The sequence below is a fragment of the Paenibacillus sp. sg306046 genome, assembly GCF_059821225.1.
Window position 1 is genome coordinate 156,406 of the sequence record NZ_JCAMRT010000001.1, and the last position, 14,205, is coordinate 170,610.

A 14,205-nucleotide genomic window follows, 5' to 3' on the forward strand; every position below is an offset into this window, starting at 1 on the left:
TCCTTATGCGGATGCCGATTAACCTTGTTAAAATCGGGGATCGTGTAGGCTCCGATATTTTTAACTCCACCGGATTGCTCGTCTTGTCAGCCGCTACCGTTTTGACGAAGGATGATATTTTCAAATTAGCGCTTCACCGGGTGGAAGAGGTTGATGTGAGGCTTGCTGAGCCGTTCTCTCTTTCACCGGTCGAAGCTGGGTCCGCACCGTACCCCGGGGCGTTCGCGTTCGGTGAGCAGCCTGCGGCTCCCGTCTCCACCGCTTTGGCGCTCGTGCAGGAGCCGTACCAGGAAAAGCTGAACGCTTACGCGGGGGCCGTATCGGGGATCAAGCATGTCTTTGAGCAGGCCGCGATCGAAGGCTACATTTCACCGGTTGAAATCAATGAAGGCTTCAACCCGCTTGTCGAGCAGGTTCATCAGGAGAAAGACGTAGTAACGCTACTGCTTATGCTGAATAATAAGGACGACTATACGTACCAGCACAGCGTGCAGGTCGGCATGATTTCCTACTATATCGCCAAATGGCTCGGCCAAAGCGAAAACGAGGCGCTGCTCGCAGGCAAAGCCGGTTATTTGCACGACATCGGCAAAAGCAAGGTCGATCCGCGTATTTTGACCAAGCCGGGTCGGCTGACCGATGAGGAATACGAGCAAATCAAGCAGCACACCGTCTACGGATACGAGATGCTGAAGCAGTCCCGTTTACCCGAAGCGCTTTGTCTGGCGGCGCTGCAGCATCATGAACGGCTGGATGGAAGCGGTTACCCGCTGAAGCTGAAGGAAGCGGATATTCATCCGCTGGCCAAAATCGTCGCGGTCGCTGACATGTACAGCGCTATGATTTCCACCCGCGTTTACCAGAAAAAACGCGACCTGCTTTCGGTGCTGCGCGAGCTGTACCGGTGCAGCTTCGGCGAGCTGGAGCCCCGCATCACCCATACGTTTATTCAACGGATGGTGCCTAACTTTATCGGCAAGCAGCTGCAGCTAAGCAGCGGTGAGGTCGGACAAATTGTGATGACACATCCGACCGATTTTTTCCGGCCGCTGGTCAACTTCGACGGCCAGTTTATCGACCTGTCGCAGCGTCAGGATTTGGGGGTTGAGCATATATTCGTGTAAGCCCTTTCATTCATTCTCGAAGCTTGACTTACCTATTCATGCAAGCGAAAGCGGCAGCCTACGGACGGCAATCAACGTTCGGGGCTGCCGCTTTTGCTTGCATCAACATGTTTGTTCAACAAACAAGAAAATTTGTATTTTTTAAATAAAAAATGGAAATTTATTTTAGTTCATGTTAGCATTCGGGATGTAACCACTACCCGCAAAGAAAGGAATACAAACCATGAACATGACCATCCAAACCTTTCCCGCTTACCGGATTGCTTACGTGCGGCAAGTGGGTCCCTATGGTCCTGCCAATGTGCAAGCCATGGACACCTTGAAAAAATGGGCCAAGCGCAACAATCTGCTTATGGACTCATCCCTGTTATTCGGCATTTCACATGATAATCCGCAAACGACACTCCCGGACACCTGCAGATTTGACGCTTGCCTTGTCCTTTCGCGTGACGTCTCCCTTGACGATCCGATTCACGGAGGCGAACTCGCTGGCGGCTTGTATGCCGTTTTCCAAATCAAGCATACAGCAGAGCATATTCAGCAAGCATGGATCGACATCTTCCCCAGGCTGCATAACGAGGGATATGAAGTCGATAACCGGCCGATTGTGGAGAAGTATACAAGCACTATGCTTCAGCAAGATTTATGCGAGCTGTGCGTACCGGTAAAGCGCTTGTAAGTAATCACGAAGCCGCTCAAGGTGATCCTCTCCATGTGGTTATCTGCAAAGCATCGCGGGCACCACTAAAAATGCCGCTGTCCTCCGGACACGGCATTTTTAGTGGTTTCCATCTTAACTTTTTCCATTCTAACTGTTTCAGTGGCAGCATTGCCTGTTTCGGGCTTCGCTACTAAAGGTTCGGTCTATTCCGCAATCCGCTTCGCCTTCAGGAAGGTGTGCTTCCAGTAAGCTTTGTTGATGCTTGTAATTTGTACGCCATCCTTAGGCTCCGGCGAAGCGTGAATCATTTGCTGGCCGCCCATATAAATCCCTACATGTCCAACCACCCTGTTGCTTTTAAATCGACCGGGCACATAAAAAAACATCAAATCCCCTTTGCGCAAGGAAGTCCGGCTTACTGAAGTACCGTGAGCAGCCTGAGCGCGGGCTGTGCGCGGCAAATCAATACCGTATTTTTTAAACAAATATTGGGTATACGTAGAGCAATCAAATCTCCCGGAGCGCGAATAAGGTGCAGCGCCAAAATCATATCTTACACCCAAATATCGCTTTGCTTGGCGGATCAGCCCGTTCAAATCAATGTTTTTTAAAGCAGGCACAGCTTCCAGGTTCGACCATGCGTCATCCTGCAATTCAGTTTGTCCCAGCGTCGGGGTCGTCTTCTCCTCAACCTGATCCCGATAAGGGTCATTCGGATCATCGCCAAAATCCAGCTCGCTGCCGGTATTTTGTTCATCCGGCCCATCAATCGTGCCACCGACATTGAGTCCCGTGGCGTTGACAATCATTTGTTTGTTTTGTACCTGGAAGCTGATTTCATCCCCCAGCAGAAAAGCAAACGCCGAAACAGGAATCAGCAGCTGTGAATTATGCAGCAGCGGCGCCTCCGCCAGCTCGACCGGCTGCTCCTCACGACGGGCCCGCAGCTTCCCCGGCTCCAATTCGAAGGCCGCATCATTGTCTCCGAAGCTGAACATCCCGGCCTGCTCATCCCATTTGTAGCGGAAGCCAACAATAGTAGCAAATTCCGAGCCTACTACATAATCGACTCCTTTGACCGTCTGGATCGGAATGACCGCTTGCTCCGACTGTCCTTGCATCCGGACCATTCCGCCGTCGCCGACAGGTGTTGCTTTCCCATTCCATTGCTCGCTAAGCTGACGGTCTGCTCCCTGCAGCTCCCGATTCGGAATTTCCTGCTGGTTGGCCTGTCTTTGCTCCTTCGAAAATTGACCGCAGCCCGAAGCGAAACATACACTTAAGGCGAGTATCGCGCCTGCCAGCCGCTTGCTGTCGCGTGTCATCATAACCGACTCCTTGTCTGTGTCCATAGATGTGCCTCATCAAATGCTAGGTATAGCATGAGACAGGAGGAAACCGGCTATGCACCAGACAGGTTGGGAATTTTTGCAGTCCTTTGTATAAATCTGATCAAATGGCTCAACCTAAACTGTTCGCATTCACCCCACTTACGCCGATAGGAGGATACGGAATCCATGTTCAGCAAAAAAACGACGATTTCCATGCTCGTAGCGATGTCGCTCCTATTCAGCGCCGTCCCGGCAAGCGCACACGCAGCCGTGCAGACCGAAAAAGCATCGGCTTCGTGTCTGAGCCAAGCGTCGGTACAGCTTCAGAGCGAGCTGAGAAAGCTGTGGATTGATCATACGATCTGGACGAGAAGCTACATCACAAGCGCATTGGCCGGCTTGGCGGACAAACAAGATGTTTTAACGCGCCTGCTTGCCAATCAGCAGGACATCGGGAATGCCGTCAAGCCTTATTACGGGGAAGCAGCAGGCAATAAGCTTGCTGACTTGCTGAAGGAGCACATTAAGCTGGCAGGTCAAGTCGTCGAGGCGGCCCAAAAAGGAGATCAGGCCAAGCTGCAAGCGAGCAACAAGGAATGGTACCGCAACGCCGATGAACTTGCGAAATTTCTGAGCGCGGCTAATCCGAATTGGACACAAAAGGAGCTGCAGGATTTACTTTACATGCATCTGCAGTTGCTGACGAATCAGGTCACAGCCCGCATTAAAAAAGATTGGAAAGCTGATATTTTGGCCTTCGATCAAGGAGAAACCCATATTATCAAGCTTGCCGACACGCTGAGCGCCGGGATCACCAAGCAATTTCCGGATAAATTTAAATAGGACACCCTTTTTAGCTGCGATCCTCCTCTTTGGGAGGATTTTTTTGCTGATGGCAGCCCTTCAACCGAATGAGGAATTAATGGGTGCCAGGGAACCGGTACGATCGAAGTCATCGAGTAAAGGCATGCAGAAAAGCCCTGATTGCTCAGGGCTTGGGACTCATCTTCTTGAACAGCTTCTATCGCAAATAAAAGCTTTGATTGAACATGTGTGGGCAAATGGTGGGCAAGCCACAACTTCGAAGCCCGGGCGCCTTGATCCTTCTAGGCTATCCGATACTGCCTTCCATCTCGAATTTAATGAGACGGTTCATCTCTACCGCATATTCCATCGGCAGCTCCTTCGTAAATGGCTCGATAAAGCCCATAACGATCATTTGTGTCGCTTCCGCTTCAGTCAGACCGCGGCTCATCAGGTAGAAAAGCTGATCCTCGGACACTTTGGAAACGGTCGCTTCATGCTCCAGCGTGATGTTATCGTTCATGATCTCGTTATACGGGATCGTGTCGGATGTGGATTGGTTATCCATGATCAGCGTATCGCATTTGATATTCGCCTTGGACCCTTGCGAGTTGCGGCCGAACGACGCAAGTCCGCGGTAGGTGACCTTGCCGCCGTGCTTGCTGATCGACTTGGAGACGATCGTCGAAGTGGTGTCCGGCGCCAAATGCGTCATTTTTGCGCCCGCATCCTGATGCTGGCCTTTGCCTGCAACGGCGATGGACAAGACCATGCCCTTCGCGCCGCGGCCTTTGAGCACAACCGCCGGGTACTTCATCGTCAGCTTGGAGCCGATGTTGCCGTCCACCCATTCCATCGTCGCGTTTTCTTCCGCAACCGCGCGTTTGGTAACGAGGTTGTAGATGTTTGGCGCCCAGTTCTGGATCGTCGTGTAACGCACACGGGAGTCCTTCAGACAGATGATTTCAACGACGGCGCTATGCAGCGAGTTCGTGCTGTATACCGGCGCTGTGCAGCCTTCCACGTAGTGAACGAAGCTGCCTTCGTCGGCAATGATGAGCGTACGCTCGAATTGTCCCATATTTTCCGAGTTGATCCGGAAATAAGCCTGCAGCGGGATTTCAACCTTCACGCCTTTCGGCACGTAGATAAAGCTGCCGCCGGACCATACCGCGCTGTTCAACGCAGCAAACTTGTTGTCGCTTGGCGGAATGATAGTTCCGAAAAACTTGCGGAAAATTTCCGGATGCTCCTTGAGCGCAGTGTCCGTATCCATAAACAACACGCCTTGATCTTCCAGATCCTTCTGCATGCTGTGGTAAACAACCTCGGACTCATATTGCGCCGATACGCCGGCCAGAAACTTTTGCTCAGCTTCCGGAATGCCCAGCTTGTCGAACGTTTCCTTGATTTCCGTCGGAACCTCTTCCCACGTCTTGCCTTGCTTCTCGGAAGGCTTCACATAGTACTGGATATCGTCGAAATCCAGATCGTCCATGTTGCCGCCCCAATTCGGCATCGGCATCTTGAGGAATTGCTCCAGCGACTTCAAACGGAACTCCAGCATCCAGTCCGGCTCGCCCTTCATCCGCGAAATCTCGGTTACGATTTCACGCGTCAGCCCTTTTCCGCTCTGAAAGATGTTCTTATGCTCGTCGCGAAAACCATACTTGTACTCTTCCATCTCCGGCATTTTTTTAGCCATAGCTTCCGTACCTCCTTGTCAATCTAGCTTGCTTCCTGCAGGTTACTTTACCCGTTATTGCTTCACCTGATCAATGCCCTTGCGGAGCGCGTTCCAGGCAAGCGTTGCACACTTGATCCGCGCCGGGAACTTGTTGACGCCGGACAATGCTTCGATATCTTCATATTCAAACTCGACAGGCTCCCCCTTCATCAGCGAGGAAAAGGATTCCGCCATCTGCAGAGCCTCGTCGAGCGTCTTGCCTTTGACCGCGTCCGTCATCATGGAGGCGGAGGAGAGGGAGATCGAGCAGCCCTCTCCGTTAAACTTGGCCGCCAGCACTTTGCCGTCCTCCACCTGCATCTGCAGCTGGATTTTGTCGCCGCACGTCGGGTTGTTCAGGTCTATGCTGACCGTCTCCCCTTCGAAGCTGCCGCGGTTGCGCGGATTTTTATAATGATCCATAATGACTCTGCGGTATAAATCATCCAATTGCATGACCGAAGTACTCCTTTGTTTTGATCAGCGCAGCAATTAACCGGTCAACGTCATCTTCATTGTTATACAGATAAAAGCTGGCGCGTGCCGTTGCCGTTACATTCAGCCAGCGCATCAGCGGCTGGCAGCAATGATGCCCGGCGCGAACCGCCACGCCTTCTGCATCTAGCACCGTTGCGACATCATGCGGATGCACGTCGTCGAGGTTAAACGTCACCAGACCAACCCGGTTCGTCTGCGGACCGTAGACGGTCAATCCTTCAACCTCCAGCATACGCTCCAACGCGTAAGCCGTCAGCTGCTTCTCATGCTGCTCAATGGCGTCCAGCCCGATGCTTTGCAGGAAATCAATCGCCGCCCCGAGGCCCACAGCGCCCGCAATGATCGGCGTGCCGCCCTCGAACCGCCAAGGGAGATCCTTCCACGTCGAGTCGTACAAGCCCACATGGTCGATCATTTCGCCGCCGAATTCAATCGGCTCCATGCCAAGCAGCAGCTCCTTCTTGCCGTACAACGCGCCGATTCCGGTTGGAGCGCACATCTTGTGGCCGGAGAAAGCATAGAAATCGCAATCCAGGTCCTGCACGTCAATTTTTTTGTGCGGGGTGCTTTGCGCGCCATCCACGAGAATTTTTGCGCCATGCTTGTGGGCGATTGCCCCGATTTCCTTGACCGGATTCACGGTCCCAAGCACATTGGACGCATACGTGATCGCGACCATTTTCGTGCGCTCGGTAATGGTACCCTCCACATCGGCCAGCTTAATCGTGCCGTCCGGCTGCAAAGGCATATATTTCAGCACGGCGCCGGTCGCTTTCGCGACCTGCTGCCATGGAATGAGATTGCTGTGATGCTCCATCGGGGTGAGCACGATCTCGTCGCCAGGCCCGCAGATCGACCTTGCGTAGCTGGACGCGACCAGATTGATACCCGTCGTCGTTCCCCGCGTGAAGATGATCTCCTCCGTCGAGCGGGCATTCAGAAACTGGCGAACCTTCTCGCGCGCGCCCTCGTAAGCGTCGGTCGCACGGGAGCCCAGGGTGTGAACGCCGCGATGGACGTTCGAATTATCCAGCTTGTAATACCGGGTTACCGCCTCGATGACAGAGAGAGGCTTTTGCGACGTCGCCGCCGAATCCAGATACACAAGCGGATGCCCGTTGATCTCTTGCTTCAGAATGGGGAACTGACTGCGGATATCGGCCGTATTCATTGTCCCAACTTCCTTTCGACGAGATGCTGCAATTGCGCGCGAACAAGCTCAAGCGGAATTTCCGCCACGACCGGATCGAGGAAGCCGTAGATGATCAGACGCTCGGCTTCCGCCTTGCTGATCCCGCGGCTCATCAGGTAGTACACCTGCTCCGGATTCACCTGGCCTACACTCGCTGCGTGTCCGGCGGTTACGTCGTCTTCGTCGATCAGCAGGATCGGGTTGGCGTCGCCGCGCGATTTCGGGCTCAGCATAAGCACCTTTTCCGTCTGCTCGCCGTTTGCTTTCGTCGCGCCATGCTCGATCTTCGTGATGCCGTTGATGATCGCCGTTGCCGCATCACGCATAACCGCGCGCGTAATCATCTGGCTATCCGAGCTTTTGCCGAAATGAACGGCGCGAGTCGAGATGTTCAGCTTCTGCTCGCCCGTACCGACGCAGATGACCTTCGCATCCGACGTCGAGCCGTTGCCCTTGAGGATCGACGTCGTGTCCGACACGGCGTTGCCGTAATGCATCTCGCCGACGATCCATTCCACGGCGCCGTCATTTTCAACGATGGCGCGGCGGTATGTCAGGTCAGCGACGCTGTCGTTCAAATTATGAACCGACGCAAACGTCACTTTCGCCCCCGGCTTCACAATCACCTCGACAGCGCCGTTTTGAACCAGGCCGTTCAGGCTGCCTTCCGACACATAGTTATCGACATACGTAACGGAAGCATGCTGCTCGGCTACGATCAGTACATGCGGCGAGAAGCTCGCTTCGGCATCGTCCGTCAGGAACAGCGCCTGCACCGGCACTTCGACCTGCACGTTCTTAGGGACGTACAGAAACACGCCACCGCTCCAGAGCGCCGCATGCAGCGCCGTCAGGCGATGCTCATCGGGTTTGATAACGGTTTGGAAGTAAGAGCGCACCAGAGCTTCGTGCTGGACCAGCGCGTCCTCCAGACTGCAAAAAATGACGCCCTGCTGCGCCAGCTCCGCCGACAAACTGCTGTAGACAACACCGGAGTTTTGCTGGACCAGCACGTTATCCGGGCTGCCTTCGCCGCCGCCGGTCAGCAGCGTTTTGGCCGATTCCGGCAGCGCTTCGAGCGAGCTGAGCTTGGCTGCAGCTTTATAGGAACCGAAGGAAGTCAAATTCCAGCGGTCAATTCTTGTTTTCTCCAATACGGGCCAATCGAGTGTTTCCGCGAGCTCAAGCGCCTGTTCACGCAAAGTGGTGATCCATTCAGGTTCTTTCCGTGCTTTGGACTGCTCCACCAAGCTCACGCGGTCGATCGGAAGAGTTTGTGTACTCATTCGTGTTTCCTCCTGTCCCTCCCGGGTAGCTGATTAATATTTCGGAGCGGTCGTGTTCATCGGAATCTTGAATTCCTCTTCCTCGCTGCCGCCAACGGTTTCATCCGTAATGCCAAGCTCTTCCTTCACCCAGTCGTAGCCTTCGTTTTCCAGACGCTGCGCCAGCTCAGGACCGCCGGATTTCACGATGCGGCCTTGCATCATCACGTGAACAAAATCAGGCGTGATGTAGTTCAGCAGGCGCTGGTAGTGAGTAATGATCAGGAAGCCGCGGTCCTCGGAGCGCATCGCGTTCACGCCGTTAGCTACGATCCGCAGCGCGTCGATATCAAGGCCCGAGTCAATCTCATCGAGGATGACGATCCGCGGGTCAAGCATCAGCATTTGCAAAATTTCATTCCGCTTCTTCTCGCCGCCGGAGAAGCCCTCATTCAGGTAGCGGTGCATGAACTCGGGGTTCATCTCCAGCTCCTTCATTTTGCCCTCCATCAGACGGATGAACTTGATCAGCGAAATTTCGCTGCCCTCTTCGCGGCGCGCATTAATCGCACTGCGCAAGAAGTCGGCGTTGGTCACGCCTGTAATTTCACTGGGGTATTGCATCGCCAGGAACAGACCTGCGCGCGCGCGCTCATCCGTCGCCATTTCCAGCACGTCTTCGCCGTCCAGCGAGACCGAGCCGTCTGTCACTTCATATTTCGGGTGGCCCATCAGCGTGGACGCAAGCGTACTTTTCCCCGTACCGTTCGGTCCCATAATCGCGTGGACTTCGCCGCCCTTGATTTCCAGGCTCAAGCCCTTCAAAATTTCCTTGCCTTCAATCGTCGCTTTCAAGCCCTCTATTTGAAAATGAGGAGAATTAGCCATTTTGTTTGCCTCCGTGCTTCCCTGTATTTTTGTTTTGGAATTGTTTTCTCATAAGAATCATTCTAAACTGATTCTCAATGATTCTCAATCATAATATACTATTATATCTTACCATTTGGAATGAATAAATACCTGCCTGCGCTATTTTTGGCGCTTTTTCTTCTTAATCATCGGTTTAACGCCGATTTTACCTCGTCCCGTTTCGCACGGAATTGCGCTTCCGACAGCACCGGCGTCCGTTCGACGCGATCCAGCAGCCCGGCCGGCAAGCCGATCCACGATTTACAGCCGTTGTAGACCGGCTCGATCGGTACCGATATCGGCTGCTGCAGCCTGTACACGCGCAGCAGCATCACATGCAGCGGCTTCGTCCGCTTCCATTTCAGCCGCTCTCCGGCAAATTGCTCAGTCCAGATGTGCAGCCGCTGCAGCTTGTCCAGCTCCTCCTGCGACTCAATCAGCACGTCCTCAGCCAGCTCCGCGTAAAACTCGATTGCGATATCCGTCTGCTCCGGGCTCCAGCCTGCCGCCAGCTCCTCCAACCGCGCCGCATAAGGCGGATCGACCAGCTCCTTGCGCTGATGCTCATAGGTCGGATACAAATAAAAGCTGTCGCTTTCGACGCGAAAATCCTTCGTTTCCTCGCGGATTCCGCCCTTGCGCATGATCAGAATCTGTTCACCGCTTCCAAGCGCTTCCACGGCTATCGCCCATTCCTTGAGCGTTATCGCTTCTTCAACCGCTGCTTCCCTGTTGTCCAACCGTGCTTCCCTCCTCTGCAATCCCGTATAGCGGGTCTCGCGTCCGGATTGCCGCCCGCACGGGATTTCAACCATCCAAATAATTATAGATTTTTAGCCAAAACAATGCAATTCCGAAGCGGCATAAAATCAATCGCAAAGCTCGATGCTAAGACAGCACCACGCAAACAGACGCAAACGAAGGAGGAACTCAAGCGATGCGAGAAGGTCTGATTCCAACGGTATTAGGCACAGCCGTAACAGCCTCCGGAGCCGCGATGCGCGGCAAGTATCCGATGGCGGCCGCAGCCGTAGTCGGCTTCGGGCTTGCCCATGTCGTGCTGGGCGCGATTGACTTGGTGGAGCACCGCAGAAGGACGCCGTTCCGGGACTAGCCGTACGGGCTGCCAAACGAAGCTTGCGCCGAACGAAGCCTATGCCGGAGGCAGGCGGCGGACATTCGACGGAGCGAACGGTCTGTGGAAAAGGGGGCGACGGCCTCCTTTTTCTGCTGCGCGGGTTTAGCGGTCAGCCCTGCTATTCCAACGGGCGGCGAATTGCTTTATACTAGTAGGAATGAACCTGTTCAGCTATGGAAAAAGGAGGACTTCATTCCGTGTCCACATATCATCCATTCTCAGAAGCCCAGGCGATTGAGTACGCCCGCCAAATTCCCGAGCTGTTCGCGCCAGGCTGCGAGCTGGTCAGCCGTGAAATCGGCGACGGCAACCTCAATCTCGTGTTTCATATTTCCGATCCTGCTTCAGGTGCAAGCATTATTCTCAAGCAGGCGCTCCCGTATGCCAAGGTCGTCGGCGAATCATGGCCGCTCACGCTCGACCGCGCGCGGATCGAAAGCGAAGCGCTGCTCATTCAGGAGGCGCTGTGCCCTGAGCTTGTGCCCCATGTGCATGTCTATGAGCCTGAGCTCGCGCTGACGGTGATGCAGGATCTCAGCGATCACGTCATTATGCGCAAAGGGCTGATCGAGCGCCAGCAATATCCGCTGTTCGCCGGACATATCGCCACCTTCCTGGCGCGGACCTTGTTTTTTACCTCCGATCTCGGCATGAACCAGCAGGACAAAAAGGAGCGCGTCAAACGCTTCATCAACCCGGAGCTGTGCAAAATTACCGAGGATCTGATTTTCGACGATCCTTATACCGATTCGCCGAACAACAATGTGCCGCCCGCGATCCGCGACGCGGTAGAGGCGGTTTGGCGCGATGCCGAGCTGCACCTGGAGGTCGCGATTTTACGCGACAAGTTCCTCACGCGCGCTCAGGCGCTGCTGCATGGCGACCTGCATACCGGCAGCATCTTTATCAAGCCGGATTCGACCAAGGTGATCGACCCGGAATTCGCTTACTATGGCCCGATGGGCTTTGATATCGGCGCCGTGCTTGCGAATCTGCTGCTCAACTTTGCCGCGCAGGAGGGCTGGAGTGCGGACTCGCCCTCCCGCCGCGACTACCGCGCTTATTTGATCGGAACGATCCGCGATATCTGGACGCGCTTTACCGCCGAGTTCCGCGCACTGTGGGACGAGCATGGCGCAGACCGCGTCTTCCGCACGCCGGGGTACGCCGAGTACTACCTGCTGGACGTGCTGCGCGACACCGTCGGCTTTACCGGCAGCAAAATGGTGCGCCGCGTCCATGGGCTGGCGCAGGTTGCCGACATTAACCAGCTGCAGGATGAGGCGGCTCGGGAACGCGCCCAGCGCATCGCCCTGTCCATCGGCACCGCGCTGATCAAAGCGAACCGCTCGGCGACTTCGATTGAGGATTTGATTGACATCGCAGAGAAAGCCGTTTCTTAAGCCGAATTTGCAAGGAGATGACCAACATGACTACCCCTGAAACAACGCAGGCAGCCGCTTGGCTGCAATCGGTCCGCTGGAATTCGCTGGAGGACCGTCTGGAGCTGCTGGATCAACGGCTGCTGCCGGATAACATCATTTATTTGGAGCTAACGACGGCTGAGCAAGTTTGGGACGCGATCAAACAGCTCGCTGTACGCGGAGCTCCTGCGATCGGCATTGCCGCGGCGTTCGGCGTATACCTTGGCGTCCGCGGGACGGAAGGCGGACGGGATGCCCTGCTGGCGGACGTGAGCCGCCAGTGCGATTACCTCGCGACCAGCCGTCCGACGGCGGTCAACCTGTTCTGGGCGCTCGACCGGATGCGGGCGCGCGCGGCGGCGCTGCTAGACGCGAACGGCGCAGACGCAGCCCGACCGCAAGCGGCCAAACGGGCGCTGCTGGACGAGGCCATCGCCATCCAGGCCGAGGATGAGGAAACATGCCGCCTGATCGGCGAGCATGCGCTGGAGCTGTTCGAGGACGGCATGGGCGTCCTCACGCACTGCAACGCGGGCGGTCTGGCAACGGCCCGCTACGGTACGGCGCTTGCGCCGATGTATTTGGCGCTGGAGAAGGGCATTACGCTGAAGGTATTCGCCGACGAAACCCGGCCTGTGCTGCAGGGCGCGCGCCTGACGGCGTTTGAGCTGCAGCAGGCAGGCGTTGATGTGACGCTGATCTGCGACAATATGGCGGGCGTTGTGATGGCCAAGGGCTGGATTCAGGCCGTCATCGTCGGCACGGACCGCGTAGCCGCCAACGGCGACGTCGCCAACAAAATCGGCACGTACAGCGTTGCCGTGCTGGCCAAGGCCCACGGCATCCCTTTCTACGTCGCATGTCCGATGTCCACGATTGATCTGCATACGCCGACAGGCGGCGATATTCCGATTGAGGAACGCCATGAGGACGAAATTACGCAAGGCTTCGGCAAGCGTACAGCGCCTGCGGGCGTCAAGGTGTACAATCCGGCCTTCGACGTAACGCCGAACGAATACGTAACAGCGATTATTACCGAGAAGGGCGTTATCCGCGCCCCTTACAGCGATAATTTGAAAAAGTTGTTCGACTGACCCTTTAACCAAGCCATTGGCTTCCATGCCTTTTCCGGCTCGCCGCTCATCGCGGCAGCTTCAAACCAGACAAGCTTCTCCTTCTGCACCTGCCGGTCCGAAGGAGAAGCTTGTTTTATTCCAGAAACGAGCCGATCAGCCACGATCTCAGCTCGGCCTTCCGTACATCGTCGCCCTGCAATTGCGCGAACAGCTCCTCCGCCTTCTGGAGACACACCGACTGAACAACCTGCGCATATTCCAGGCAGCCGGAATGCTCCAGCATCCCGATCAGCTCCTGCTTGTTCGCGAGCAGCCAGTCGGCGGACAGCCGACCTGCATAGTAGTCCTGAATCGGCCGGAACGCTTCGTCCTCCACCTCCAGCAAATACAGCACGGGCAGCGTCCGTTTTTTGCCAATGAGATCGTTTTTAATATCATAGCGGATAATATCACGCATATCGTTCTGAATTTGATGAATAAGTCCGGTGCAATCCGCCAGCTGATGCAGCTGCTCGATCGTCTCGGCCGGACATTCCAGCGACGAGTACCCGATAAAGCATGCGAGCCGGAATAACGAACCCGACTTCTCCTGCGTCATCTGCAAATAGTCATCCACCGTCGCCACACTGGCGGTTACATCCTTCTGCTGCCCGTTTACCGATCTGGCCACAATCCGGCTCAGCTCCGCCATCGCCTGCGGGGAAACCCCGAGCTGCCCCAGCTCGCCGACCGCTCCCATCAGCATCAGCAGCATCGCGTTTAACGTGACCGCTTGCGGGCATTGCATCCACGGCTTGCTGAGATGATCCTGATCCTGCAGATCGTCCATAATATCCAGCGTAAGCGCGATCAGCTCGGATACCGCAGCGAGCCGGTCAATATGCGGCGACGTGCCGCCCAGCATATAATGCGTGCTGAGCGTGACACCGGACCACGAGCTGTATTCTCCCGCCTTATCCGCGATGAACGACTTGACCAGTTGCTTGAGATCGTCGACTTCGATCAGGTCCTCCACCATCCGCTCCATATGCTGTCTGATCTCTGGCGTCACCTAACG

14 protein-coding genes are annotated in these 14,205 nt (G+C 55.3%); 6 read left to right on the plus strand and 8 right to left on the minus strand.

The annotated features are described in order from the left end of the window. The first annotated feature begins 5 nt into the window (after positions 1–5). Together AC6ROY_RS00680 and AC6ROY_RS00685 are read left to right on the plus strand one after the other, a co-directional pair. On the plus strand, positions 6–1,124 hold the full coding sequence (locus AC6ROY_RS00680) for an HD-GYP domain-containing protein (protein WP_500098032.1): 1,119 nt from the start codon (positions 6–8) through the stop codon (positions 1,122–1,124). 223 nt (positions 1,125–1,347) lie between these two features. Beyond that, positions 1,348–1,803 carry an AraC family transcriptional regulator gene (locus AC6ROY_RS00685; RefSeq protein ID WP_500098033.1) on the plus strand — a complete coding sequence of 152 codons (456 nt, stop codon included), beginning with the start codon at positions 1,348–1,350 and terminating at the stop codon, positions 1,801–1,803. 185 nt (positions 1,804–1,988) lie between these two features. On the opposite strand, the gene AC6ROY_RS00690 is transcribed toward AC6ROY_RS00685, so the two are convergent. Next, entirely contained in the window at positions 1,989–3,137 is a 1,149-nt protein-coding gene (locus AC6ROY_RS00690) for a C40 family peptidase (protein WP_500098034.1), read from the minus strand. 165 nt (positions 3,138–3,302) lie between these two features. Here AC6ROY_RS00690 and AC6ROY_RS00695 point away from each other — a divergent pair, with 165 nt between their 5' ends. After that, a complete protein-coding gene (locus AC6ROY_RS00695; protein WP_500098035.1) occupies positions 3,303–3,959 on the plus strand; it encodes a glycosyltransferase in 657 nt (218 codons plus the stop codon). A gap of 268 nt (positions 3,960–4,227) precedes the next feature. Here the strand turns inward: AC6ROY_RS00695 and sufB are convergent, their stop codons facing one another. From sufB to AC6ROY_RS00725, 6 genes are all read right to left on the minus strand, one after another. Beyond that, a complete protein-coding gene (gene sufB / locus AC6ROY_RS00700; RefSeq protein ID WP_500098036.1) occupies positions 4,228–5,625 on the minus strand; it encodes a Fe-S cluster assembly protein SufB in 1,398 nt (465 codons plus the stop codon). A gap of 54 nt (positions 5,626–5,679) precedes the next feature. Further along, on the minus strand, positions 5,680–6,102 hold the full coding sequence (gene sufU / locus AC6ROY_RS00705) for a Fe-S cluster assembly sulfur transfer protein SufU (protein WP_500098037.1): 423 nt from the start codon (positions 6,100–6,102) through the stop codon (positions 5,680–5,682). Next, the gene (locus AC6ROY_RS00710) at positions 6,089–7,315 is read right to left on the minus strand and encodes a cysteine desulfurase (protein ID WP_500098038.1); all 1,227 of its coding nucleotides are present in this window, start codon (positions 7,313–7,315) and stop codon (positions 6,089–6,091) included. The genes sufU and AC6ROY_RS00710 overlap by 14 nt, the downstream gene beginning before the upstream one ends. Continuing rightward, the gene (sufD, locus tag AC6ROY_RS00715) at positions 7,312–8,622 is read right to left on the minus strand and encodes a Fe-S cluster assembly protein SufD (RefSeq protein ID WP_500098039.1); all 1,311 of its coding nucleotides are present in this window, start codon (positions 8,620–8,622) and stop codon (positions 7,312–7,314) included. Before sufD ends, AC6ROY_RS00710 begins: the two co-directional genes overlap by 4 nt. A 33-nt stretch (positions 8,623–8,655) precedes the next feature. After that, entirely contained in the window at positions 8,656–9,489 is an 834-nt protein-coding gene (gene sufC / locus AC6ROY_RS00720; RefSeq protein ID WP_500098040.1) for a Fe-S cluster assembly ATPase SufC, read from the minus strand. Between the two features lie 167 nt (positions 9,490–9,656). Continuing rightward, a complete protein-coding gene (locus AC6ROY_RS00725) occupies positions 9,657–10,250 on the minus strand; it encodes a DUF1802 family protein (protein ID WP_500098041.1) in 594 nt (197 codons plus the stop codon). A gap of 197 nt (positions 10,251–10,447) precedes the next feature. On the opposite strand from AC6ROY_RS00725, the gene AC6ROY_RS00730 reads away from it, so the two are divergent. The 3 genes from AC6ROY_RS00730 (at position 10,448) to mtnA (ending at position 13,166) form a co-directional block, all read left to right on the plus strand. Beyond that, positions 10,448–10,624, plus strand: coding sequence for an asparagine synthase (locus AC6ROY_RS00730; protein ID WP_500098042.1), 177 nt, complete (start codon positions 10,448–10,450; stop codon positions 10,622–10,624). A gap of 221 nt (positions 10,625–10,845) precedes the next feature. Further along, complete coding sequence (mtnK, locus tag AC6ROY_RS00735; protein ID WP_500098043.1) at positions 10,846–12,051, plus strand: S-methyl-5-thioribose kinase; 1,206 nt, start codon at positions 10,846–10,848, stop codon at positions 12,049–12,051. A gap of 17 nt (positions 12,052–12,068) precedes the next feature. Then, a complete protein-coding gene (gene mtnA, locus AC6ROY_RS00740) occupies positions 12,069–13,166 on the plus strand; it encodes an S-methyl-5-thioribose-1-phosphate isomerase (protein ID WP_500098044.1) in 1,098 nt (365 codons plus the stop codon). A gap of 115 nt (positions 13,167–13,281) precedes the next feature. Here the strand turns inward: mtnA and AC6ROY_RS00745 are convergent, their stop codons facing one another. After that, positions 13,282–14,199: a polyprenyl synthetase family protein gene (locus AC6ROY_RS00745; RefSeq protein WP_500098045.1), complete on the minus strand. Its 918-nt coding sequence runs from the start codon at positions 14,197–14,199 to the stop codon at positions 13,282–13,284. Between the last annotated feature and the right edge of the window lie 6 nt (positions 14,200–14,205).

Coding starts and splice junctions, on each gene's coding strand:
- AC6ROY_RS00680 (WP_500098032.1), top strand. CDS start 6: ATGCGGATGCCGATTAACCTTGTTAAAATCGGGGATCGTGTAGGCTCC.
- AC6ROY_RS00685 (WP_500098033.1), top strand. CDS start 1,348: ATGAACATGACCATCCAAACCTTTCCCGCTTACCGGATTGCTTACGTG.
- AC6ROY_RS00690 (WP_500098034.1), bottom strand. CDS start 3,137: ATGGACACAGACAAGGAGTCGGTTATGATGACACGCGACAGCAAGCGG.
- AC6ROY_RS00695 (WP_500098035.1), top strand. CDS start 3,303: ATGTTCAGCAAAAAAACGACGATTTCCATGCTCGTAGCGATGTCGCTC.
- sufB (WP_500098036.1), bottom strand. CDS start 5,625: ATGGCTAAAAAAATGCCGGAGATGGAAGAGTACAAGTATGGTTTTCGC.
- sufU (WP_500098037.1), bottom strand. CDS start 6,102: ATGCAATTGGATGATTTATACCGCAGAGTCATTATGGATCATTATAAA.
- AC6ROY_RS00710 (WP_500098038.1), bottom strand. CDS start 7,315: ATGAATACGGCCGATATCCGCAGTCAGTTCCCCATTCTGAAGCAAGAG.
- sufD (WP_500098039.1), bottom strand. CDS start 8,622: ATGAGTACACAAACTCTTCCGATCGACCGCGTGAGCTTGGTGGAGCAG.
- sufC (WP_500098040.1), bottom strand. CDS start 9,489: ATGGCTAATTCTCCTCATTTTCAAATAGAGGGCTTGAAAGCGACGATT.
- AC6ROY_RS00730 (WP_500098042.1), top strand. CDS start 10,448: ATGCGAGAAGGTCTGATTCCAACGGTATTAGGCACAGCCGTAACAGCC.
- mtnA (WP_500098044.1), top strand. CDS start 12,069: ATGACCAACATGACTACCCCTGAAACAACGCAGGCAGCCGCTTGGCTG.